Here is a 25,570-nt window from a genome sequence, read left to right as displayed (position 1 = left end):
GAGGGGTGCTTGTCTCTACGATGCACACGAGGTGGGCGTGCGAGGGGAGCACACGATCGAACTGCGGAGATGGATAGGGTGAGCTGCTGCATGAACCGGGTGGACTTGGGTCGCCGATACGCGACACAGGGGCAGGTGCGAGCATGACGCGCCCCACCCGGACGCGGCCGACCCGTGCCTCTCGGTCGCGGGTCAAGACGTTGCCGCAACTGCTGCTCGGCGCGGTCGAGGCGAATCCTTCCGGTGTCGCCGTTCGCTTCGCCGACGCCGAGGCGACGCTCGGCGAGCTGACCTACGCCGAACTCGACGAACACTCCACCCGCCTGGCCCGGCTGCTCATCGAGCGCGGGGTCGGGCCGGAGGATCTGATTGCCGTCGGTGTGCCCCGGTCGCTGGATTCGGTGGTGGCGGTGTGGGCGGTCGCCAAGACGGGCGCGGGCTTCGTGCCGGTCGACCCCAACTATCCGGCCGATCGCGTCGAGCACATGGTCACCGACTCGGGTGCGCGTTTCGGTCTCACCGTCGCCGCCGTCGCGGACACCCTGCCGGACGCGGTGGGCTGGCTCGTCATCGATGCGCCCGATCTGGCCGCCGAACTCGCGGCCAAATCCGCCGAACCGGTCACCTACGCCGACCGGGTGCGTCCGCTGCGCGCCGAACATCCCGCCTATGTGATCTACACCTCGGGTTCCACCGGCCTGCCGAAGGGCGTGGTGGTCACGCAGGCGGGGCTGTCGAGCTTCTGTGACGAACAGCGTGATCGCTACCGGGTAACCGGGGAGTCGCGCACCCTGCACTTCGCGTCGCCGTCCTTCGACGCCTCGGTGCTGGAACTGCTGCTCGCGCTCGGCGGCGCGGCGACCATGGTCGTGGTCGCGCCCACCGTCTACGGCGGCGCCGAACTCGCCGCACTGCTGCGGCGCGAACGGGTGACCCACGCCTTCATCACGCCCGCCGCCCTCGCCTCCGTCGATCCGACCGGACTCGACGAGCTGCGCGTGGTGGTCGCGGGCGGCGAGGCGTGTCCGCCGGAGCTGGTGCGCCGCTGGGTGCTGCCGCTCGGCGACGGTGCGAAGTCGTCGCTCGGCGACGGTACGAAGTCGTCGCTCGGCGACGGTACGAGCCGCGAGTTCTACAACGGCTACGGCCCCACCGAGACCACGATCATGACCAATATCAGCGCGCCGCTGGTGCCGGGGGAGATCGTCACCATCGGCGGCCCGATCCGCGCCATCACCGAATACGTGCTGGACGACCGACTGGCTCGGGTGCCGACGGGCGTGGTCGGCGAGCTCTACATCACCGGCGCGCAGTTGGCGCGCGGCTATCACCGGCGGCCCTCGCTCACCGCCGCCCGTTTCGTCCCGAATCCCTTCGATCCGAGCGGCGCCAGGCTCTACCGCACCGGCGACCTCGTTCGCTTCACGCCCGCCGGTGATGTGGAGTACCTGGGACGCAACGATTTCCAGGTCAAGATCCGCGGTTTCCGCATCGAACTCGGCGAGATCGACGCGGTATTGGCCGGACACGACACGGTCGACTTCGCGGTCACCGTCGGCCACGACCTCGACACGGGCGCCACCATCCTGGTCGCCTACGTGCACGCCGCGCCGGGTGAGAGCGTGGACGAGGACGAACTTCTCGAATACGCCGCGCGCAGCCTGCCCGCGCACATGGTGCCGACCACCGTGATGGCGCTCGACGCGATCCCGCTGACCCCGGTCGGCAAGCTCGACCGCGCCGCGCTGCCCGAACCGCGCTTGCGCACCAAGGAATTCCGCGCGCCGCAGGGTCGGGTGGAGATCATGGTCGCCGCGGTCTTCGCCGAACTGCTCGACACCGACGCCGAGATCGGCGCCGACGACGACTTCTTCGCCCTCGGCGGCAATTCGCTCATCGCGACCAGGGCCATCGCCCGCCTCGGCGCGGCGCTGGACACGCAGGTGCCCGCGCGCTCGATCTTCGAGGCGCCGACGGTGGCCGCGCTGGCCCGGCTGCTTTCGGACTCCGCGGGCTCGGGTCGCCGTCCCGCGCTGGAACGTCTGGCGCGCCGCCCCGACCCGATCCCGCTCTCGCCCGCGCAGCAGCGCATGTGGTTCCTGAGCCGGTTCGATCCGGAGTCGGCGGCCAACAACATCCCGTTCGCGGTGCGGCTTTCCGGCAGGCTCGACGTGGGTGCGCTGCAAGCCGCGGTCACGGATCTGCTCGAACGGCACGAGACGCTGCGCACGGTGTACCCGGCCGTCGACGGCGTCGGCCATCAGCAGGTGCTGCCGACCCAGCGCGCGCTGCCGGATCTGAGTCCGCAGGCGCTGTCGGAATCCGAATTGCGCGACTGGCTGCTCGGTTCGGTGCTCGCGGGCTTCGACGTGACCGCCGACGTGCCGCTGCGCATGGGCCTGGCGTGGCTTGGCGCGCAGGACTACGTGCTGTCGGTGGTCGTGCATCACATCGCCGCCGACGGCGCCTCGGTCGCGCCGATGGTGCGCGACCTGATGTTCGCCTACACCGCGCGCGTCGCGGGCGCGCCGCCGCGCTGGTCGCCGCTGCCAGTGCAGTACGCCGATTACACGCTGTGGCAGCGCACGGTCCTCGGTGACGAGAGCGATCCCGCCTCGGTCGCCGCCGACCAGCTCGCGTACTGGCGCGACGCGCTCGCGGGCATCCCGGACCGCATCGACCTGCCCGCCGACCGGCCGCGTCCCGCGGTGGCCTCGGGCCGCGGCGCCGCCTACCCGTTCGAGGTACCGGCCGCGCTCAACGCCGCCATGAACGAACTCGCCCGCGACCACGGCGTCTCGCTGTTCATGGTCGTGCACGCCGCGCTCGCGGTGCTATTGGCGCGCTTGTCGGCCACCGAGGACGTGACCATCGGCACGCCGGTGGCGGGCCGAGGCGAACGCGAACTCGATGACCTGATCGGCATGTTCGTCAACACGCTGGTCCTTCGCACCGGCGTGCGCGGCGACGCCTCGTTCCTCGACCTGCTCGACGCGGTCAAGGAGACCGACCTCGGCGCGTTCTCGCACGCCGAACTGCCCTTCGAGCGGCTGGTCGAGGTGCTCGACCCGGTGCGCTCGCAGTCGCATCACCCGCTGTTCCAGGTGGCGCTGTTCTTCCAGAACATGGACAGCGCGACCCTGGAACTGCCGGGGCTTTCGGTCGAGGTCGTCGAATTCGATGGCGCGGTGGCGAAATTCGATCTCCAGCTCACCGTCGAGCCACACGCCGACGACGACGCGGCGATGCCTGCGCTGTTCACCTACGCCGCCGACCTGTTCGACGAGGCGACGGTCGCGGGCTTCGCCGAGCGTCTGATCCGCGTGCTGGCCGCGGTGACCGCCGACCCGGACTCCGCGGTGGGCGGCATCGAACTGCTCGCTCCCGTGGAGCGCGATCGAATCCTGTTGGACTGGAACGACACCCGCTATCCGGTCGCGGGGGAGCTGCTGCTCGACGCGTACCGGCGCGCGGTCTCCGCGCATCCGGATTCGGTGGCCGTCGTGTACGAGGGCGCCGAGCTGACCTACCGCGAGTTCGACGCGCGGGTCAATCGCCTTGCGCGCCTGCTCATTTCACGTGGGGTCGGCTCGGAGTCGCTGGTCGGGCTCGCCATGCGCCGGTCCATGGACCTGGTCGTCGGCATGTACGCGATCGTCGCCGCGGGCGGCGCCTACGTGCCGCTCGACCCGGATCACCCGGCCGAGCGAATCGGTCACATCCTCGACACCGCGCGTCCGGTCTGCGTGCTGAGCACCACCGCCGACGCCGCCGCCATCCCGGACGGGTCCGACCTCGTCCTGCTCGACCGCGTCGACCTGAGCGAATTCGACGCCGCGCCCGCGCGTCCCAGCGAACCCGCGCGGCCGATGTCGCCGCAGAACCCGGCCTACGTGATCTTCACCTCCGGTTCGACCGGCAGGCCGAAGGGCGTCGCGGTCACGCACGCGGCCATCAACAACCAGATCGCCTGGATGCTGGCGGAATATCCGCTCGGCCCCGACGACGTGTACCTGCAGAAGACCGCGACCACCTTCGACGTGTCGCTGTGGGGCTATTTCATGCCGCTGCGGGTCGGCGCGACCCTGGTGGTCGCCACCCCGGACGGGCACCGCGATCCCGAGTACGTGGCCGAGACCATCGCCGCGCGCCGGGTGACCGTCACCGATTTCGTGCCGTCCATGCTCACGGTGTTCGCCGCGCACGCCCGCGCCCGATCGCTGCGCACGCTGCGGCACGTGTTCGCGATCGGCGAGGCGCTGCCGCCGGAGACGGTCACCGCCTTCGCCGCGGTCTCCGACGCCGCGCTGCACAACCTGTACGGCCCAACCGAGGCGGCCGTCTCGGTGACCTACTGGCAGGCGACCCCCGAGGCGAGCACATCGGTGCCGATCGGTCTGCCGCAGTGGAATACCCGTGTGTACGTGCTGGATTCGCGCCTGCGCCCGGTGCCCGCGGGTGTGGTCGGCGAACTGTACCTCTCCGGCGACCAGCTCGCGCGCGGCTACGTGCGCCGCCCGGATCTGACCTCGGACCGGTTCGTCGCCGATCCGTTCGGCTTCGGCGAACGCATGTACCGCACCGGCGACCTGGTGGTCTGGCGCGGCGTCGGCGATCAACCGGTACTGGATTACCTGGGCCGCACCGACTTCCAGGTGAAGTTCCGCGGCCAGCGCATCGAACTCGGCGAGATCGAGACCGCGCTGCTGGCCCGGCCGAACGTGAGTCAGGCGGTCGTCGTGGTGGCCGCGGGCCCGACCGGTGATCAGCTGGTCGGCTACGCGGTCCCCGCGCCCGGCCGCACGCTCGACCCGGTCGCGCTGCGCGACGAGGTCGCCGAGGTGCTGCCCGCCTACATGGTGCCCGCCACCGTGTTGGTTCTGGACGCGTTGCCGCTCAACACTTCCGGCAAACTCGACCGCAAGGCGCTGCCCGCCCCGGTGTTCGAGGCGCGCGCGTTCGCTGCGCCCGCCACCGCGCTCGAGGAAGCCGTGGCGCAGGTCTTCGCCGAGGTGCTCGGCGTCGAACGCATCGGCCGCGACGACGACTTCTTCGAACTCGGCGGCAACTCGCTCAGCGCGACCCGTGTCGCGGCCCGCCTCGGCGACGCGCTGGACACGCGCGTCCCGGTGCGGCTGATCTTCGAGGTGTCAACGGTCGCCGGATTGGCGGCCAGGGTCGAACTGTCCGAGGGCGGCCGACCGGCGCTGGAGGCAGGGCCGCGACCGGAACGGATTCCGTTGTCGCTGGCCCAGCAGCGCATGTGGTTCCTCAACCAGTTCGACACGTCGTCGGCGGCCTACAACCTGCCGGTGGCCGTGCAACTGTCCGGCGCGCTCGACATCGCCGCGCTGCGTGCCGCCGCCACCGACATCGTCGCCAGGCACGAAACCCTGCGCACCCTGTACCCGCAGTCCGAAGACGGCCCCGAACAGGTCGTTCTCGGCACCGCGCAGGCCGCGCCGACGGTGGAGCCGATCACCGTCGGCGAGGACGAACTGTTCGAGCGGATCGCCGAGATCGCGGGCGCGGGCTTCGACGTGTCGGTCGAGGTGCCGCTGCGGATCGCGCTGTTCCGGGTCGGCGGCCGGTCCGACGAGTACGTCCTGCTGCTCGTCGTGCACCACATCGCCGCCGACGGCTGGTCCCTCGGCGCGCTCACTCGCGACGTGATGGCCGCCTACGCCGCGCGTTCGCAGGGCACGCGACCGGACTGGTCGCCGCTGCCGGTGCAGTACGCGGACTTCGCGCTGTGGCAGCGCGCTCTGCTCGGCGACAGCGCCGACCCGGAGTCGTTGGCGGCCAAGCAGATCGACTACTGGACCGGCACGCTGGCCGGATTGCCCGAGGAGTCGACGCTCCCGCTGGATCGCCCGCGCCCGGCCACCCAGTCCTATCAGGGCGGCGCGGTGAGTTTCCGCGTCGACGCCGAAACCCATCGCGGACTGCGGGAGATGGCGCGCGCGGCGAATGCCACGGTGTTCATGGTCGTGCATTCGGCGCTCGCGGTGCTGCTCGCGCGGATGGCGGGCACCAACGACGTGGCCATCGGCACCCCGATCGCCGGACGCGGCGCGGCCGAACTCGACGATGTCATCGGCATGTTCGTGAACACGGTGGTGTTGCGCACCGTGCTCGAGCCCGGTGAGTCCTTCGCCGAACTGCTCGCCAGGCAGCGCGAGGCCGATCTCGCCGCCTTCGCCAACGCCGACGTCCCGTTCGAGCAACTGGTCGAGGTGCTCTCGCCGGTGCGTTCCACCGGGCGCACCCCGCTGTTCCAGGTCGCGCTGTCGTTCGTGAACCTGCCGTCGGGCGATTTCGAACTGCCCGGCCTGAGCATCCGCGGCCTCGACACGCCCGTCGACATCGAGCGTTTCGACATGCAGCTGACCGTCGTCGAGGGCGCCGCGGGCGGCCAGGACGGCATGGCGGGCGAATTGACCTACGCCAGGGACATTTTCGACACCGCGACGGTGCGCGCCTTCGCCGAGCGGTTCGTGCGCGTGCTGCACCAGATCGTGCGCGCGCCCCGCACCGCCGTCGGCGACCTGCGTTTGCTCTCCGACAGCGAGGTCGATCGCCTGACCGGGATGCGCGGTCGAGTGGTCACCGAGAGCGGCGCACTGCCCGACATCCTCGCGGCCGCGGTCACCCGCAACCCGCGCGGCGTCGCGCTCGAGGACGGGGACCGCAGCCTCGACTACCTCGAACTCGACGCACGCTCGTCCCGTCTGGCGCGTGAACTCATCGGCCGCGGCGTCGGGCCCGGCGACCTGGTCGCCATCGGCATTCCGCGTTCGCTGGAATCGGTGCTCGCGTTCTGGGCGGTCGCCAAGACCGGCGCCGGATTCGTCCCGGTCGACCCGAACTACCCGCCGGAACGGGTCGCGCACATGCTCGCCGACTCCGGCGCGGTGCTCGGCCTCACCGTCCGCCGGGCCCGCGCCGACCTCGGCGACGGCCTCGACTGGCTGTCGCTGGACGATTCGGCCTTCGCCGCCGCGCTGGCCGAGCACTCCGTCGCCCCGATCACCGACGCCGACCGGATCCGTCCGGTGCGCGCGGCGAATGTGGCGTACATGGTCTACACCTCAGGGTCGACCGGCGTGCCGAAGGGCGTCGCGGTGACGCACGCCGGACTCGCGGGCTACTCCGCCGAACAGCGCGAGCGGTTCGGCGTCGACCCCGATTCGCGCACACTGCATTTCGCGACGCCGAGCTTCGACGGCGCGGTGCTGGAACTGCTGCTCGCCACCGGCGCGGGCGCGACCATGGTCGTGGTGCCCACCGACGTCTACGGCGGCGCCGACCTGAGCGAACTGCTGCGTGTGCGGCGGGTCACCCACATGTTCCTCACCGCGGCGGCGCTGGCCTCCCTCGACCCGGCCGGGCTCACCGACCTGCGCGCGGTCTTCATCGGCGGCGAAACGTGGTCCCCGGATCTGGTGCGCCGCTGGGCGATCGACGGCAGGCAGTTCCACAACGCCTACGGCCCGACCGAGACCACCATCATCGTCAACTTCAGCGAACCGCTCGCGGTCGGCGACCAGATCACCATCGGCGCGCCGATCCGCGGCATCACCGAATGGGTGCTCGACGACCGCCTGAACCCGGTGCCGGTCGGCGTCTCCGGCGAGCTGTACATCGCGGGCGAGCAGCTCGCGGCGGGCTACCACCGCAGGCCGAGCCTGAGCGCGGCGCGTTTCGTGGCCTGCCCGTGGCAGCCGGGCAAGCGCATGTACCGCACCGGCGACGTGGTGCGCTGGACCTCGCGCGGCGAGGTGGAATTCATCGGCCGCAACGACTTCCAGGTGAAGGTGCGCGGCTTCCGCATCGAACTCGGCGAGATCGACGCGGTGCTCGCCGATCACGCGAGCGTCGACTTCGCGGTGACCGTCGGCCGCAAGACGCCGACCGGCGCGACCGTGCTTGTGTCCTACGTGCACGCGGCGGCGGGGGAGCGCATCGATATCGGCGCGCTCACCGCCTACGCGCAGCAGCGGATGCCCGCGCACATGGTGCCGACCTCGATCATGGTGCTCGACGCGATCCCGCTGAACCAGGTCGGCAAACTGGACCGCAAGGCGCTGCCGGAGCCGGTCTTCGAATCCGCCATGTTCCGTGCGCCCGCGACGGCGCTGGAACAGGCCGTCGCCGAGGTGTACGCCGAGGTGCTCGGGGTGGAGCGGGTCGGCGTCGACGACGATTTCTTCGCACTCGGCGGCAACTCGCTGAGCGCTACCAGGGTCAGCGCCCGCCTCGGCGCGGCGCTGAACGTGCGGGTCCCGGTGCGGTTGCTGTTCGAGGCGCCGACCGTGGAGGCGCTCGCGGCACGGGTCGAGATCCCGGTGGGCAAGGCGCGGCCCGCGCTGGTCGCGCAGTCGCGGCCCGAGGCGGTGCCGCTCTCGCTCGCCCAGCAGCGCATGTGGTTCCTCAACCAGTTCGACACCGCGTCGCCGACCTACAACATCCCCGTCGCGGTGCGCCTGACCGGCTTACTCGACGTGGAGGCGTTGCAGCAGGCGGTGGCCGATGTGGTCGAGCGGCACGAGATCCTGCGCACCACCTACCCGCAGACCGACGACGGCCCGGTACAGGTGGTCGTGCCGATCACGCAGGCGGTGCCGCGCGTGCATCCGGTGGTGGTGTACGACGACGAACTGCCCGCCAAGGTCGCCGAGATCATCGGCGCGGGTTTCGATGTCGCGGCGGATATTCCGCTGCGTGTGGCCCTGCTGCGGGTGAACGCGGCGCTCGATGATCACGTGGTGGTCTTCGTCGTCCATCACATCGCCGGTGACGGCTGGTCGATGGGTCCGCTGACCCGCGACGTGATGTCCGCCTACGCGGCGCGCGCGGCCGGTGTTGAACCGGGCTGGGCGCCGCTTCCGGTGCAGTACGCCGATTTCAGCATCTGGCAGCGCGCTGTGCTCGGCGACGAGGACGACGCGGAATCGATCGCCGCCGAGCAGATCGCCTTCTGGCGACGCGAATTGTCCGGCCTGCCGGAGGAATCCACGCTCGCCGGTGACCGTGCGCGTCCCGAGGCGCCGAGTCAGCGCGGCGCCGCGGTGGAGTTCGTGGTCGGCGCTGCGGTGCGTGAAGGTCTGGCCGATCTCGCGCGGGCGAAGAACGCGACCCTGTTCATGGTGGTGCACTCGGCGCTCGCGGTGCTGCTCGGACGGCTGTCCGGCGCATCCGATCTCGCGATCGGCACTCCGGTCGCGGGCCGCGGCGACGCCGCTATCGACGATCTGATCGGCATGTTCGTCAACACGGTCGTGCTGCGCAGCGAGATCAGGGGCGGCGAGGCGTTCGCCGACCTGCTGACTCGTCAACGCGAAACGGACCTGGCCGCGCTCGCGCACGCCGACATCCCGTTCGAGCGACTGGTCGACGTGCTCGAACCCGAGCGTTCCACCACCCGTTCCCCGCTGTTCCAGGTGATCCTGGCCTTCCAGAATCTGCCAGGCGGCAGTTTCGAACTGCCGGGATTGCGCGCGGGCACGGTCGAATTCGACGCGGCGGTCGAGAAGTTCGACCTGTCGCTCACCGTCTTCGAGACCGAGGACGCCACCGGCGCGCAGACCCTGTCGTGCCATCTGTCCTACGCCACCGACCTGTACGACCGCGCCACCGCGGTTGGCTTCGCCGACCGGTTCCAGCGCCTGCTGGCCGCCGTCGCCGTCGACCCGCGCACCCCGGTGGGCGATATCGAACTGCTCACGGCCGCCGAACGCGAGACCGCGCTGCGGACCTGGAGCGGTTCGGGACTCGACGTCGGACCCGAGGCCACCCTCGTCGAACTGTTCGAGTCGGCCGCGCGCGCCAACGCCGAGCGCACCGCGGTGGTCTTCGACGACACCAGGATCGACTACGCCGAACTCGACCGGCGCGCGAACCGCTTGGCGCGCAAGCTGATCGAGGCGGGCGCCGGACCCGAGACGCTGGTCGCGGTCGCGCTGCCGCGCTCGACAGACCTGGTGGTCGCGCTGCTGGCCACGGTCAAATCCGGTGCGGGCTACCTGCCCGTCGACCCGACCTACCCGGCCGACCGCATCGCCTACATGCTCGACGACGCGCGCCCGGTCTGCGTGCTCACCCACACCGAGCGCGATATCGAACTGCCCGCCACCCTGCCGGTGCTCGACCTCGACGCGCTCGACCTGTCGCCCTTCGCGGACACCCCGGTCACCGACGCCGAACGCGCGCATACGCTCACACCCGACACCATCGCCTACGTCATCTACACCTCCGGTTCCACCGGCCGCCCCAAGGGCGTGCGGGTGCCGCACCGCACGGTGGTGAAGCTGTTCGCGAACACGCAGGCGGACTTCGGATTCGGCGCCGACGACGTGTGGACGATGTTCCACTCCTACGCCTTCGACTTCTCGGTGTGGGAACTGTGGGGTCCGCTGCTGCACGGCGGCACCCTGGTCGTGGTCGACTACTACGTGTCCCGCTCGCCCGAGCAGTTCCTGCAACTGCTGCGCCGCGAACGGGTCACGGTGCTGAACCAGACGCCGTCGGCGTTCTACCAACTGGCCGAGGCGGATCGGGGCGCCGAACCGGGCGCGGGCCCGCTGTCGTTGCGCTACATCGTCTTCGGCGGTGAGGCGCTCGAATTGCGCAGGCTCACCGACTGGTACGCAAGGCACGGCGACACCGCGCCGCGCCTGGTCAACATGTACGGCATCACCGAGACGACGGTGCACGTCACCTACCGCGCGCTCGACGCCGCCGCCGTTGCCGCCGCCAACGGCAGCGTGATCGGCCGCGCCATCGCGGGCCTGCGCACCTACCTGCTCGACACCAGGTTGCGGCCGGTGCCCGCGGGCTCGCCCGGCGAGATCTATGTCGCGGGAACCCAACTCGCGCGCGGCTACCTCGGCAGGCCCGCGCTCACGGCGGGCCGTTTCGTCGCCAACCCGTTCGACGGTCCGGGCGAACTGCTGTACCGCTCCGGCGATCTGGCGCGCTGGAACACCGAAGGCGACCTGGAATACCTCGGCCGCGCCGACGACCAGGTCAAGGTGCGCGGCTTCCGCATCGAACTCGGCGAGATCGAGGCGGCGGTGCTCGCCCAGGACCGGGTCGGCCAGACCGCGGTGGTGGTGCGCGAGGACAAGCCGGGCGATCAGCGCATCGTCGCCTACCTGGTCGCCGCCTCGGGCGCGGCCATCGATATCGACGCCGTGCGGGTCGGCGCGGGTGAACTGCTGCCCGCCTACATGGTGCCGTCGGCCTTCGTCGTACTCGATTCGATTCCGTTGACCGCCAACGGAAAACTGGACCGTCGCGCGCTGCCTGCGCCGACCTTCACCACCACCGAGACGCGCGAGCCCATCGGTGCCGTGGAAGCTCGGATCTCCGAACTGTTCGCGCAGGTCCTCGGCCTGGAATCGGTCGGCGTCGACGACTCGTTCTTCTCCGTCGGCGGCGACAGCATCCTGTCGATCCAGTTGGTGTCGCGCGCCAAGGCCGCGGGCATCGTGTTCAGCCCGCGCGATGTGTTCGAACAGCGCACCGTCGCCGGACTCGCCAAGGTCGCGGTGAGCGCCGCCGACCACGCGCCGATCGTGCTCGAGGAATTGCGCGGCGGCGGCGTCGGCGATGTCCCGCTGACCCCGGTGCTCGCCGCCTACCTGGCCAACGGCGCGTTCGGCCGGTTCTTCCAGAGCATGATGCTCGGATTGCCCGAGGAGATCGACGCCGCCGGACTCGTGGAGACCATCGGCGCGGTCCTCGACCACCACGACGTGCTGCGTTCGCGGGTGTACCAGGTCGACGGCCGTTGGCATTTCGAGACGCTGCCGCCCGGCGCGGTGGAACCGGCGGAGCTGGTCGGCCGCATCGATATCCCGGAGGGGACGAGCGAATCCGAACTCCAGCGCATCGCCGAATCGGCCATGCAGGAGACGGTGGACGCCCTGGATCCCGGTGACGCCAAGATGTTGGCCTTCACCTGGCTCTCGCGTCCAGACGGGCGCGACGTGCTCGCCGTCGCCGCGCACCACTACGCCATCGACGGCGTCTCGTGGCGCATTCTCATCCCGGACCTGGCGATGGCATGGGCGCAGCGACTGGCCGGTCAGCCGATCGCGCTGCCCGCGACCGGCACCTCCTTCCGACGCTGGTCGCACGGACTGGTCGAGATCGCCGCCTCCGCGCAGCGCCGCGCCGAAATCGATTTCTGGAAATCGGTGGTCGCCACCCCGGACCCGCTGCTCGGCAACCGCGTGCTCGACCCGACCTTCGACACCCAGGCCACCGTGCGCCGCGTCGAGGTCACCATTCCGGTCGAGGTCGCCGAGGCCGTCCTCAACAAGGTGCCCGCGCTGTATCGCGGCGGCGTGAACGACGGTCTGCTCGCCGCGCTCGCCATGGCGGTGCGGCACTGGCGCGGACGGCGCGGCGTCGACGCACCGCGCACGCTGGTCAAACTCGAGGGCCACGGCCGCGAGGAAGAGGTCGTGCCCGGCGCCGACCTGACCAGGACGGTCGGCTGGTTCACCAGCATCTACCCGGTCGCGCTCGATCTGCGCACGGTGGATCCGGTGACCGTGTTCGACGGCGGCGAGGCCACCGGCGACGCGATCAAGGCCATCAAGGAACAACTGCTCGCGGTACCCGACAAGGGCATCGGCTTCGGGCTGCTGCGTTATCTGAACGAGGACACCGCGGCCGAGGTCGCCGGGTCGCTCGGTCAGATCAGCTTCAACTACCTCGGCCGGGTGTCGGCGGGCGGTGTCCCGGAAGGGCTCACCGCGCTCGGCTGGATGCCGACCGGTGAAGTGGGGCAACACAATCCGGACCAGGACCACGGCATGCCCGCCGCGGCCGTCATCGACATCAACGCGATCGTCAACGACGGCGAAGCCGGTCCGCGCATGGACGTCACCTTCCTCTACGCCGCCGAGATCATCGGCGAGGAGGAAGTGCGCGAGCTGGCCGAACTGTGGGTGGCTGGGCTCACCGCGCTCGCGCGGCACACCGCCGAACCGGGCGCGGGCGGACTGACGCCATCGGATGTGCCGCTGGTCCGGGTCACCCAGCCCGAGATCGACCGCTGGCGTCGGGAGCGACCCGGCCTCACCGACATCCTGCCGCTCTCGCCGCTGCAATCGGGTCTGCTGTTCCTGAGCGAGCTGAGCGCGGCCACGGTGGACGACTACGTCATGCAGTTCACGCTGGAACTGACCGGGCGCATCTACATCGACCGGATGCAGCGCGCCGCGCAGGCCGTGCTCGACCGGCACGCCAACCTGCGCAGCGCCTTCGTCACCACCGAGGACGGCACGCCGGTCGCGTTGGTGGTCGATTCGGTGAAGGTGCCGTGGCAGGCCGTCGACGGCGTCCCCGACGAGGAACTCGACGGCGTGCTCGCCGCCGATCAGCGGCGCCGATTCGATCCGGCGACGGCGCCGCTGGTGCGTTTCGCCATGCACCGCACCCTGTCCGGGCGCAGCTTCCTCACCCTGACCACCCACCACATCCTGCTCGACGGCTGGTCGATGCCGCTGCTCATGAAGGATTTGCTCGCGCTGTACGCGCTGCGCGGCGATCCGTCCATGCTGCCGAGGGTGCGGCCCTACCGGGAATACCTCGCCTGGCTCGGCGGCCAGGATCAAGAGGCCGCGCTGCGCGCCTGGTCCGAGGCCCTGCGCGGAGCCGAGCCGACGCCGCTGGTGCCCGCGCTCGCGCCGCCGGTCCTGCCCGAGGTCGGGGTCGGGACCACCGGGTTCACCCTGCCGCCCGAGGAGACCGAGGCGCTGACCGCGCTCGCCACCGACACCGGCGTCACCATCAACACGGTGGTGCAGGCCGCGTGGGCGATGGTGATCGCGGGCAGCACCGACCGCGACGAGGCGATATTCGGCGCGGCGGTGTCGGGTCGCCCGCCGCAACTGGACGGCATCGACTCGATGATCGGCCTGTTCGTCAACACCATTCCGGTGCGGGTCCGCTTCCACCCGACCTGGACCGTGCGCGACCTGCTGAGCCGGTTGCAGTCCGAGCAGGCCGCCTTGCTCGACCACCACTACCTCGGACTCGCCGACATCCAGCGCGCGGTCGGGGTGGACGGCCTGTTCGACACCATGATCGCGTTCGAGTCCTACCCGGTCGACACCGAAGGGCTCGAGCAGGCCAGTTCCATCGACGGCATGTCGGTGGCCGATCTGCAGGCCGTGAACTTCACGCACTATCCGGTGACGCTGTTGGTGAACCTGGATTCCCAGCTCTGGGTGAAGGTGCTCTACCAGCGCGAGACGGTGGACAGCGCGGTCGCGCAGTCGCTCACCGACCGGATGCGGCTGCTCGTCACCGAATTCGTGACCGCGCCGCAGCGCACGCTGGCAGGCACCAACCTGCTGTTGAGCACCGAGCGTTTCGTGCTCGACTCGCTCAACCGCACCGACGTGGCGTGGCCGTCCGATGAGGCGACGCTGGTTTCGCTGTTCCACGCGCAGTGCGAACGCACCCCCGACGCGCCCGCGGTGACCTTCGGCAGGCAGACCATCACCTACGCCGAACTCCGTGAACGCGTCGACGCACTGGCCGATGCGCTGGCCAGGCGCGGCGCGGGGCCGGAAACCCTTGTAGCCGTGGCGATGCGGCGTTCCATCGAGCTGGTCGTCGCGATCTACGCGGTGCTGCGGACCGGCGCGGGTTACGTACCCGTCGACCCGGATCATCCTGTGGAGCGCAACAGTCACGTACTCACAAGCGCCGCACCGCTTTTCGTGCTCACCACGGCCGCCGACGCCTTCGACACCGATACGGAAACCCCGGTGCTCGACCTCGCGACTCTCGGCGCGGGCGCGGGTTCCGGCGTGTTGCGCGCGGTGCGTCCGGACAACCTGGCCTATGTGATCTACACCTCCGGTTCCACCGGCCGCCCCAAGGGCGTGATGATCACGCACCGCCAGATGGTGAACCAATTCCGTTGGGCGCAATCGGCGTATCCGCACAACCGCGCCGACGCGGTCCTGCACAAGACGCCGATCACTTTCGACATCTCCACCTGGGAGTTGTTCTGGCCCTTGCAGACCGGCGCGCGACTTGTCATCGCCGAACCCGACGGCCACCGCGACCCGCGTTACCTCGCCGACCTGATCGACCGCGAAGCGGTGAGCACCGTGCACTTCGTGCCGTCGATGCTCGACGCCTTCCTCGAACTGGCCCCCGAACTGCCCACTTCGGTGCCGCGCCGGGTGTTCGCGGCCGGTGAGGCGCTCACCGGCGCTACCGTCGCGCGTTTCGACGCGGCACTGCCCGGCGCGCTGCACAACTGGTACGGCCCGGCCGAGGCCACCGTGGTCACCGCGGGCCGGGTCAACGGCGTCGATCCGAAGGCCGCGGTGTCCATCGGGTCGCCGGTCGCCAACACCAGGGTCTACGTGCTCGACCGGCAACTGCGTCCGGCTCCGCTGGGCGCGCCGGGCGAGTTGTACATCGCGGGTGTGCAGTTGGCGCGCGGTTACCTCGGCGCGCCGGGGCTGACGGCGGAACGGTTCGTCGCCAACCCGTACCAGCGCGGCACCAGGCTCTACCGCACCGGCGACATCGTGCGGCTCTCGCGCGGCGGTCTGGAATATCTCGGCCGCGCCGACTTCCAGGTCAAGATCCGCGGCCAGCGCATCGAACTCGGTGAGATCGAGGCGGTGCTGTCGCGCCACGACGCGGTCGCGCACGCCGCGGTCGCGGTGGTGCCCGATCCCGACCGGCTGGCCGCCTACGTGGTGGCCGCCCCCGATCGGGAGATTTCCGAGAAGGCGCTGCTCGACCACGCCCGCGCGGGCCTGCCCTCGTACATGGTGCCCGCGGTGGTGGTCGTGCTGCCCGCGCTGCCGCTCAACGCGAGCGGCAAACTCGACCGCAAGGCGCTGCCCGCGCCCGAGTTCACCGCGCGCGCCTTCCGCGCGCCGGTCACGCCGATGCAGAAGACGGTCGCCGCGGTCTTCGAGGAGGTGCTCGGCCTCGACCGGGTCGGCCTCGACGACGACTTCTTCGCACTCGGCGGCACCAGCCTGGTCGCGAGCAAGGTGGTGGCCCAGCTGCGCAGGCTCACCGACATCGAAGTGCGGGTGCAGTGGTTCTTCCTCGCGCCGACCGTGCAGGCGCTCGGCGACCGGCTCGCCGCCGCCGACGCGGGCACCCTCGACTACGACGCCGAATCCGACGCCGCCATGGGCCTTGTCCTGCCGATCCGCACCAGCGGCGCCGAGCAGCCGCTGTTCTGCGTGCACCCGATGTACGGGCTCGCCTGGTGCTACACCGGTCTCGTCCAGTACGTGGACGAGCAGCGGCCGGTGTACGGCATCCAGTCCGCGGCGCTGTCGGAGGACGGCCCGCCGCCCGCCTCGCTGCGCGCGATGGCCGAGCGGTACGCGGCCGAGATCGTGGCCGTGCAGCCGCGTGGCTCCTACCGGCTGCTCGGCTGGTCGCTCGGCGGTGTGCTCGCCCACGAGGTCGCGGTGCTGCTGCGGCAGTCAGGGCGTGAGGTGTCGCTGCTCGCCATGCTCGACAGCGCCCACACCTGGGATCTCGGCGACTGGCGCGCCACCATGGTCGAGCTGCTCTCCGAACTCGGCCTCACCGGACTCGACGTGGACGGACTCGAGGTGCTCTCGGACGCGGACTTCGACAAGCTCTACGCGCTGATCCCGGCGGAGATGGTCGGCATGAGCCCGCAGCGGTTGCGCCGCATCTACACCAGCGCCATGCGCTCGGTGGATCTGACCCGCGACTACCAGCCGGGATACTTCGACGGCACGATCGAGTACTTCCGCGCCGCCGACGACCGGCGCCGCACCGGCGACGTGATCGCGGAGTGGCGGCCGTACGCGGGGGCGGTGGTCGATCACCCGGTGCCGACGGTGCACGAGCTGATGACCCAGCCCGACGCGCTCGTCGAGATCGGGCCGGTGCTCGACAAGCTGCTGCGCGAGAGCGACGGCGGGCCGAGGTGAGCGGGTAGTGAGCGGACCAGAAGATGTCACGAATCGGCGGTGTCTTGTCGCAAATCCGGCAGGCCGGGCGGTGGCGCGTGGCGCCTGTCGGGCAGGATGAGGAAACGCTACGGTAACGATGCCCTCTGTTGTGACGACTACATAGGCCGTATGGTCGGGTGCTGTCCGCCCCCCGGGTTGTCTCGGCCGACCGCCGTGACATAGCGGCTGAACGCCGTGAAATACGGCTGAACGCCGCGGCACAGGGATTGCCCATCCGTCTCGATACGAAGTGAAGGTGCGAAATTGATACGTCGACTGACCCGGCGCAGCGGTACGCGTGCCGCGGTGATGATCGCGGCGACGGCGGTGTTCGCGGGCGTCATGTCCGGCCTCGGCGCATCACCGGCGACAGCCGCTGACCCGATCATCGACTCGAAGGCGCTGCTGGCCAATCCGGTCGCCCCCGACGGCTCCAAGATCACCAAGGCCGAGATCAAGGACTCCCGCAACATCCGGCTCTACGTGTACTCGTCCGCGATGGACGAGACCTTCCCGGTCGACGTGCAGCGCCCCGCCGACGCCTCGGTGCCGCGCCCCGCGCTGTACCTGCTCAACGGCGCGGGCGGCGGCGAGGACACCGCGTCCTGGGTCGCCAAGACCGACGCGCTGGAGTTCCTGAAGGACAAGAACGTCAACGTCGTGCAGCCCATCGGCGGCAAGTGGAGCTACTACACCGACTGGATCAAGGACGATCCGACCCTTGGCCGCAACAAGTGGAAGACCTTCTTCACCGACGAACTGCCCCCGCTGATCGACGGCGCCCTCGGCACCAACGGGGTCAACGGCATCGCGGGCCTCTCCACCTCCGGCACCACCGTGCTCGCCCTGCCGATCGCCAAGCCCGGCCTGTACAAGGCCGCGGCCGCCTACAGCGGGTGCGCGCAGACCAGTGACCCGGTCGGGTCGGAATTCGTGAAGCTGACCGTCGAGACCTGGGGCGGCGGCGACACCCTGAACATGTGGGGCCCGCAGGGCTCGCAGGAGTGGATCGACAACGATCCCTACGTGCACGCCGACAAGCTGCGCGGCATGGACCTCTACCTGTCCACCGGCAACGGCCTGCCCGGCCCGTACGACACCCTGGACGGCAAGTACGCGCTGCCCGGCGCCTACGGCCTGGCCAACCAGCTGCTCATCGGTGGCGTGATCGAGGCGGGCACCAACTTCTGCACCCACAACCTGCAGAACAAGCTGAACGACCTCGGCATCCCCGCCACCTTCAACTTCCGTCCGAGCGGCACCCATTCGTGGGGCTACTGGCAGGACGACCTGCACCAGTCCTGGCCGGTGCTGGCGCGCGGGCGGGGCCTCTCCCGCGTGCCCCCGATCCCGGCGGCCTGGGCCGCCCCCCGCGCGCGGCGCGGCCCTTCCGCCGTCCTAGACCCAGTTCTCCGCCCAGTACTTCCAGATCAGCGGGGCGTACCCGGCCAGCGGCGGCACCTCGAGATCGGTGTCGGCGAGCGCGGCGGTGGTGCGGCGGCAGTCGAACCAGCAGGTGAACTCGCTGTGCGCCAGCACGTCGCGCGGCACGCCGACGCGGGGGAGCAGCCATTTGGCGCCGGGCACGCGCAACAGCACGTCCAGGCTGCGTTTGGGCATGACCTCGACCAGATGCGGTGCGCCCGCCTCGTCGGCGAACAGGTTCAGCGCTTCGGCGGCGCTGTGTCTGCGCGGGTCGACGAGATGGTATGTGGTGGCGGGCGGCAGGTCGCGGTGCGCGAGATGGTCGAGGGCGCGCGCCACGAAATCTACCGGAACCATATTGGTCTCACCGAGTTTCGGCACGAGCACCGGAAGCAGACGCGGCAGCTGCGCGGCCATGCGCAGCAGTCGGAAGAAGTAGTAGGGGCCGTCGATCCGGTCGATCTCACCGGTCCTGGAATGGCCGATCACGATGGAAGGCCGGTAGATCCGCCACGGGACATTCGATTCGCGCACGACGCGCTCGGCTTCGAACTTGCCGCGCTGCGCGGGCGTTTCCAGCGTCTGCCCGAGGTCGAACATGTCCTCGGTGAACAGCCCCGCGTAGGCGCCCGCCACCTCGACCGTCGAGACATGGTGCAGCAGCCCGGCATCGAGGGCGCGCGCCACGTCGACCACATGCCTGGTGCCGCCCCCACGCGCAACGACGTCGTAATTCGCCGCCAGGTGGACGATGTGGTCTATCCGGCCGCGATGTTCGGCCGTCCACGCCGGATCGATGCCGAGGCCGGGCGCGCCGAGGTCGCCGCGCACCGGCCGGATCCGATCACCGCCGTCCCACTCCCTGGCGCAACAGGTGAACCGGTCCGCCGAGTCGATGCCGGGACGGACCAGGACGTGGATGTCGCCCTCGCGCCGCAACAGTTGCGGGACGAGAAAACGACCGATGAACCCAGTTGCTCCGGTAACCAGGTATGTCATAGCAGATGAACATAGTCGCAGGAAATCTGCGGGTTGTGGTGGGGACCGCGAACCGGGTCCGCGGTCGCTCGCGCGCTGTTCCGCGAGTACGTCGCCGGACGAGAGTGTTCGCTTCGGCGCGGTCGGCGGCGAGCCGCGTTCTGTCGTGTGTGCGGCGCGACGGCCGCTCGCGGTGCCGAGGCCACGGTCCGGTCTCAGCGCGGGGGTCTCGTCGGGGGCTCAGTCCGCGAAGACCGCCTTGCGCTTGGTGAGCATCGCGGTGGCGCCTTCGAAGAAGTCGGGGGAGCTCAGCAACTCGGTCTGACCGGCCTTCTCGGCGGCGAGGGCGGTGTCGAGTCCGGGGAGGGTCGCGGCGTTCAGTGCGCGTTTGGTGAGTTCGAGTGCGCGGCGCGGTCCGGCGGCCAGCTTCGCGGCGGCCGCCTCGACCCTGGCATCGAGTTCCTCGCCTGCGAGTACGGCGGTGAACAGCCCGTAGCGCTTGGCCTCCTCGGCGGGCAGTCGCTCGCCGAGCAGCGCCATTTCCGCGGCCAGGGGGCGTCCGGCAGCCGCGGCGACCATGGCGGCGGCGCCGCCGTCGGGCATCAGGCCGATATTGATGAAGGCGAGCAGCAGGTAGGAGTCGGTGTCGGCGTAGACGAGGTCGGCGGCGAGTGCGACGCCGACGCCGACGCCCGCGGCGGCGCCCTTGATTCGTGCGACAACCGGAACCGGGCAGTCCACAATGGATTTCACCAAACGGTTGGCGACGTCCATGACCATTTCGGAGGTGATGCCGCGCTCGGCTTCGGCGGCCGAGGATGACAGGTCGGCGCCGGTGCAGAAGTCGCCGCCTTCGCCGGTGAGCACGACGACGCGGACCGAGCGGTCCTGCGCGGCGGCGAGGAAGGTGTCGCCGAGCGCGGCCATGGTGTCGTAGTCGATGGCGTTCTTGCGCTTCGGGTTGGTGATGGTGACGCGCAGGATCTTGCCGTCGCGCACGGCGGAGAAGCGGCCCGCGGTGGCGGAATCGGTGGTACTCATCTTCTGCTCCTGGTCTGCCGTTGGACCGGCATCGCAATACGAATGATGGTTGACATTGCGAATTGTGGTTAACTTAGGTTGACTTGTCGGGCGCTGTCAACAACGAGGAACAGGCGCCCATACCGACCCGAGGGGTCCCGGAACGGAGTGATGGATGGTCGCGGATCGCAGCGAGGTCGAACTCGCGCCCGCGCGCCCCGATCCGGCGGCGGACGCCAGCAAGGCGGTGCGTCGGCGCCCCAAGGACCGCAAGGTGCAGATCGTGCGTGCGGCCGCGCGCGCGTTCAGCGAACGCGGCTACTACCCGGTCGGCGTCGACGAGATCGCCGCCGAGGTCGGCATCTCGGGACCGGCGCTGTACCGGCACTTCGCCAACAAATACGCCCTGCTGGTGGCCGCCGCCGAAGAAGGCGCGCGGCACCTGCTCGACGTCGCGCGCGCCGCCGACGACAGCACCCTCGACCCCGAACCGCGACTCGACGCGCTGATCAAGTCGCTGTGCGAACACACCATCGAGATCCGCCGCGAAGCGGGCCTCTACCGCTGGGAGCGGCGCTACCTCGAGCGCGAGGACCGCGTGCGCATCCGCAAGATCTACGACGACCTCAACGCCACCGTGGCCGCGCCCATCGCGCGACTGCGCCCGGACACCCCGCCCGAGGACATCGCCATGCTCGCCGCCTCGGTGCTCAGCGCCGTCGCCAGCATCTCCGCGCACCGCACCGCGCTCTCCGGCGCCAAGCTGCTGCCGCTGATGCGGCGGATGTGCGGCGCGCTGGTCCGCCTCGAACTGCCGCCCGCCCCGCCGCCGCCCGAACCCGGCCCGGTCGTCAAGGGCCTGCCCGTCACCTCGAAACGCGAACAGCTGCTCACCGAGGCCATCAAGATCTTCGGCAGGCAGGGCTACCACGAGGCAAGCATCGAGGAGATCGGCGCGGCCGTCGGCATCAACGCCTCCAGCGTCTACCGATACTTCACCAGCAAATCCGACCTGCTCGCCGCGGCCTTCTACCGCACCGGCGACCGCGTCGCGATGGCCATCACCGAAGCGCTCGCCGAGGCGACCAACCGCCCCGACGCGGTGCGCGGCATCGCGCAGCGCCAAGCCAGGCTGACCTTCGCGATGCCGGAGATCATGCCCGTCTACTACGCCGAGTTCAGCAATCTGCCACCGGCCGAACAGCACAAACTCCGCGCCATCCAACGCCAGAACGTGCAGGAGTGGGCCAACCTCCTCGACGGCGACCCGACCGAAGCGCGTTTCCGGGTGCACGCCGCCATCGGGCAGATCATCGATGTCGGCCGACTGGTCCGATTCGACGCCCGCCCGGCGCAACTGGCCCGCGTCACCGCGCTGATGGAAGCCGTTCTACTCGGCTGAGTTCACAGCCGTTCTACTCGGCTGAATTCACGCGCGGTGGGCGTGGCGTAGTCGGAACATGCTCTTGGCGAAGCGCAGGTGCCTGGGATGGCGGTCGAATGTGGACAGGTTCACCGGGGCCCGGTATTGCTTGCGCGCCACCGCGAGCGTGCGGGAGAACTCGCGGAGTCCGAGTTCGCCGTGACTGTGCCCCTGCCCGTATTCGCCGACGCCGCCGAACGGCAGCGCGGGGATGCTGGTGTAAGCGGTCGAGGAGTTGATCGTCACCACGCCGACGCGCAGCCGTTCGGCGAAGGTGTCGACGCTGTGCACGTCGCGGGTGAACACCGAGACCGCGATCCCGTTGCCGGTGGCGTTGATTCGTTCCGCGGCCTCCTCCATGGTCGCCACCCGGTTCACGATCAGCACGGGGCCGATGGCCTCGCCGGTGACGGCGGTGCTCTCCTCGGGGACCTCGACGAGCACGATCGGCTCGATATACGGTTCGCGGATCGAATCCATGCCTCCGACAACGGCTCTGCCGCCGTGCGCGAGGGCATCGCGCACCTGTTTGCGCACCACGTCGACCTGTGATTCCAGCACCATCGGGCCGTAGGAAGCGCGCTTGTCCGCGCCGGGGCGCAGCCGCTTCGTCTGATCGACCACGAGTTCGAGGAAGTTGTCGTACACCGAGTCCGCGACGTAGACGCGCTGGATTCCGGTGGGGTTCTGGCCCGCATTGGCCATGGCGCCGAAAACCGCTGCCTCGGCGGCATCGTCGAGCACCGCGTCCACGTGCACGACCATCGCTCCCTTGCCGCCGTGTTCGACGACGACCGGTGTCATGGTCTGCGCGCACAGGGAGATCACCTCGTGCGCACCTGTTTCCGAGCCGGAGTAGGCGATCTTGTCGACCTTGGCGCGGCACAGTGCGGAACCGGTAACCTTGTCCCCGGTGACCACCTGGAGCACGGGCTGTTCGGGCGCGACCCGACTCCAGCTCTCCGCCAACCACACTCCGACGCCGGTGGTGAGTTCGTGCGGCTTGAACACCACCGCGTTACCCGCTGCCATCGCGTAGGCGATCGACCCCATCGGCGTGAAAACCGGGTTGTTCCAAGGGCCGAGTACGCCGATGACGCCGAGCGGCAGGTACCCGACCGAAGCCTTCTGGTTGCGGGTGAGCCAGCTCGACCCGAGGCCGCGGCGGCGCAGGGAACGCGCGGCGTTGCGCGCGGCCCAGTCGAGGTTCTCGACGGCGAGCATCACCTCGATCACCGCGTCCGCCTCCGGTTTTCCGGTTTCCTCGCAGATGAGGTCGACCAATTCGCTTGCCCGCCTTGCGATGCCACGCTTCCATTCCAGCAGCAGGCGCTTGCGGGCGCTGAAACCTAGTTCGCTCCACCATTTTTCGGCCGATCGAGCGGCGCGAACCGTGCGATTGATCTCGTTCGCGCCCATCACGGCGTAGCTTCCCACGACTTCCCCGGTGCGAGGATCGTAGGAAGTAAGGACTTCGGATCTGGCCGCCCCGCCCGGAAACAGCGCCACTCGTGGCTGCGTTGACTCGGTCATGATCACCTCTTCGCAGTCTCCCCGCCCTGGCACTCACCCGCTGTGCGGCGACCCCGCCGACGAGTGAGTACATCAATTCCCCTCCTTGCAGATTATGGGCGGCGAGCCGGACCCGACAAGACATCATCGCCGCCCTTGCGCTGCCCCTGTGACGGCCGGACCAGCGATGATTCACAGGCACTACCGACGGCCTGGAAAAATGTGATCAATACCACAGTTGATCGGCGTTCCAGTGGGATCGGAACGGTCTCCCCGATCCATCGCGACGGTCTGCCCGTTCCCCGTCGGCGGGCCGGTAACATCACGCCGAGCGGTCCGATCTCCACCGGAGGGCGCGCACACTGCGGTGCGGCCCGGCGAGATCGCCGTACCCGGCCGATAGTGGAGAGTTGATGCCGAGCCAGAACCAAGCAGAGTCGCCCGCGGTGACCGTGACCGACGTCCGTAAATCCTTCGGCGAGGTCCACGCGTTGCGCGGCATCAGTTTCACCGCGGCCAAGGCCACCGTGCTCGGCATCCTCGGCCCCAACGGCGCGGGCAAGACCACCACGGTGAAGATCCTGTCGACCCTGCTGCGTCCCGACTCGGGAACCGCCACCGTCGCCGGACACGACGTGCGCACCGACCCGGCGGGCGTGCGCCGCTCGATCATGATGACCGGACAGTACGCCGCGCTGGACGAGAACCTGTCCGGCCGCGAGAACCTGGAACTGTTCGGCCGCCTCATGGGCCTGCGCAAACCCGTCGCCCGCCGCCGCGCTGACGACCTGCTCGAGCAATTCGACCTGGTGAGCGCGGGCCGCCGCGCGGTGCGCAACTACTCCGGCGGCATGCGCAGACGCGTCGACATCGCCTGCGGACTCGTGGTGCGCCCCGAGGTGGTCTTCCTCGACGAGCCGACCACCGGACTCGATCCGCGCAGCCGCCAGGGCGTCTGGGATCTCGTGCAGATCCTCAAGGCGCAGGGCATCACCGTGCTGCTGACCACCCAGTACCTCGAGGAAGCCGACATCCTCAGCGACCGCATCATCGTCATCGACAAGGGCACGGTCATCGCCGAAGGCACCGCCGACGAACTCAAGGAGAAGACCGGCGGCAGCTACTGCGAGATCGTCCCGCTCGACCCGACCCACCTGCAGCGCGCCGCCGACGCGCTCGGCGACCTGGTCCCGGCCGCGGTGCTCGCCGACCTCGACGGCGCCGACCGGCTGTCCATCCCGGCCCCCGACGGCGCGGCCACCCTCGCCGAAGCGCTGCGCCGACTCGACTACGTCGGCGTCGACCTAGCCGACATCGGATTGCGCAGACCCTCCCTCGACGACGTGTTCCTGTCCATCACCGGCCATTCGGGCGGCCACGCATGACCGCCGCGACCAGCGAGCGCCCCGACTCCGAGACCGCCACCCTGTTCGCCGACCTTCCGGTGGCGCACCCGTCCTCCTTCGCGCAGTGGCGGGCGCTCACCGGGCGCGTCGTGTGGACCATGGCCACCAAGGGCGAACTGATCGTCGCGTTCGTCACCCCGCTGGTCTTCACCCTCGGCTTCTACCTGCCGCTGCGGTTCGTGATGAAGTTCCAGGGCATCGACTACGCACAGTTCGTCATGCCGGTCATCGTGTTGCAGACCATGGCGTTCACCATGATGTCGAACGCCCAGCTTTCGGCCTTCGAAGCGCTCACCGGACTCAGCACCCGGTTGCAGACCATGCCCATCGGCGCGCTGGTCCCGCTCTCGGCGCGCATCAGCGCCGGACTGGTCAGGTCGTGCACCTCGCTCACCGGCGCGCTGCTGTTCGGGCACATGATCGGCTTCCGGTTCCACGCGGGCTGGGGGCAGGCCGCGCTGTTCTGCGCGTTCTCCCTCGCGGTCGGCACCGTGCTCGCGATCGGCGCCGACGGACTCGGCAGCCTGACCAAGAGCCCGGAATCGCTGAGTCAGGCGTTGACGCTGCCGACCATCATCTTCGGCATGCTGTCCTGCGGGTTCGTGCCCGAAGCGAATTTCCCCGAATGGATAAGGCCGTTCGTGCGGAACCAGCCCATCTCCCAGTTCTCCTTCGCCATGCGTGACATGGCCGCCGACGGAGTGAGTTGGCAGGTGCTGTGGGTTCCGTTGCTGTGGCTCGGCGGGTTGACGATCGTGTTCATCCCGTTCGCGGTGTGGGCGAGTGTGAGGCGGTCATGAACAAAGCGGCGG

At 69.8% G+C, this 25,570-nt stretch carries 7 protein-coding genes and 1 pseudogene; 5 read left to right on the top strand and 3 right to left on the bottom strand.

Annotated elements, in window-relative coordinates; all coding sequences use genetic code 11:
* Positions 1 to 200: 200 nt before the first annotated feature.
* Both IT779_RS15395 and IT779_RS15390 read left to right on the top strand, forming a co-directional pair.
* Positions 201 to 16,973: an amino acid adenylation domain-containing protein gene (locus IT779_RS15395; RefSeq protein ID WP_408637760.1), complete on the top strand. Its 16,773-nt coding sequence runs from the start codon at positions 201 to 203 to the stop codon at positions 16,971 to 16,973.
* A gap of 330 nt (positions 16,974 to 17,303) precedes the next feature.
* Positions 17,304 to 18,326: pseudogene (locus IT779_RS15390) on the top strand (alpha/beta hydrolase); the annotation flags it as partial.
* A gap of 66 nt (positions 18,327 to 18,392) precedes the next feature.
* Here the strand turns inward: IT779_RS15390 and IT779_RS15385 are convergent.
* Together IT779_RS15385 and IT779_RS15380 are read right to left on the bottom strand one after the other, a co-directional pair.
* Entirely contained in the window at positions 18,393 to 19,418 is a 1,026-nt protein-coding gene (locus IT779_RS15385; protein WP_196150060.1) for an SDR family oxidoreductase, read from the bottom strand.
* Between the two features lie 219 nt (positions 19,419 to 19,637).
* The gene (locus tag IT779_RS15380; RefSeq protein ID WP_196149978.1) at positions 19,638 to 20,438 is read right to left on the bottom strand and encodes an enoyl-CoA hydratase-related protein; all 801 of its coding nucleotides are present in this window, start codon (positions 20,436 to 20,438) and stop codon (positions 19,638 to 19,640) included.
* A 154-nt stretch (positions 20,439 to 20,592) separates the two neighbouring features.
* Between IT779_RS15380 and IT779_RS15375 the strand changes: the two genes are divergently transcribed.
* Entirely contained in the window at positions 20,593 to 21,819 is a 1,227-nt protein-coding gene (locus IT779_RS15375; RefSeq protein WP_196149977.1) for a TetR/AcrR family transcriptional regulator, read from the top strand.
* Between the two features lie 27 nt (positions 21,820 to 21,846).
* Here the strand turns inward: IT779_RS15375 and IT779_RS15370 are convergent, their stop codons facing one another.
* Complete coding sequence (locus IT779_RS15370) at positions 21,847 to 23,373, bottom strand: aldehyde dehydrogenase family protein (protein ID WP_196149976.1); 1,527 nt, start codon at positions 23,371 to 23,373, stop codon at positions 21,847 to 21,849.
* Between the two features lie 392 nt (positions 23,374 to 23,765).
* Here IT779_RS15370 and IT779_RS15365 point away from each other — a divergent pair, with 392 nt between their 5' ends.
* Both IT779_RS15365 and IT779_RS15360 read left to right on the top strand, forming a co-directional pair.
* A complete protein-coding gene (locus IT779_RS15365; protein ID WP_196149975.1) occupies positions 23,766 to 24,737 on the top strand; it encodes an ATP-binding cassette domain-containing protein in 972 nt (323 codons plus the stop codon).
* Positions 24,734 to 25,558 (top strand): ABC transporter permease, encoded by an 825-nt coding sequence (locus IT779_RS15360; protein WP_196149974.1) that lies wholly within the window; start codon positions 24,734 to 24,736, stop codon positions 25,556 to 25,558. Before IT779_RS15365 ends, IT779_RS15360 begins: the two co-directional genes overlap by 4 nt.
* Positions 25,559 to 25,570: the final 12 nt, after the last annotated feature.

Origin of the sequence: Nocardia bovistercoris (assembly GCF_015674855.1) — a bacterium.
Taxonomy (GTDB): domain Bacteria; phylum Actinomycetota; class Actinomycetes; order Mycobacteriales; family Mycobacteriaceae; genus Nocardia; species Nocardia bovistercoris.
Note: the sequence above shows the minus strand (reverse complement) of the source record. Positions and strands in the feature narration are given on the sequence as shown.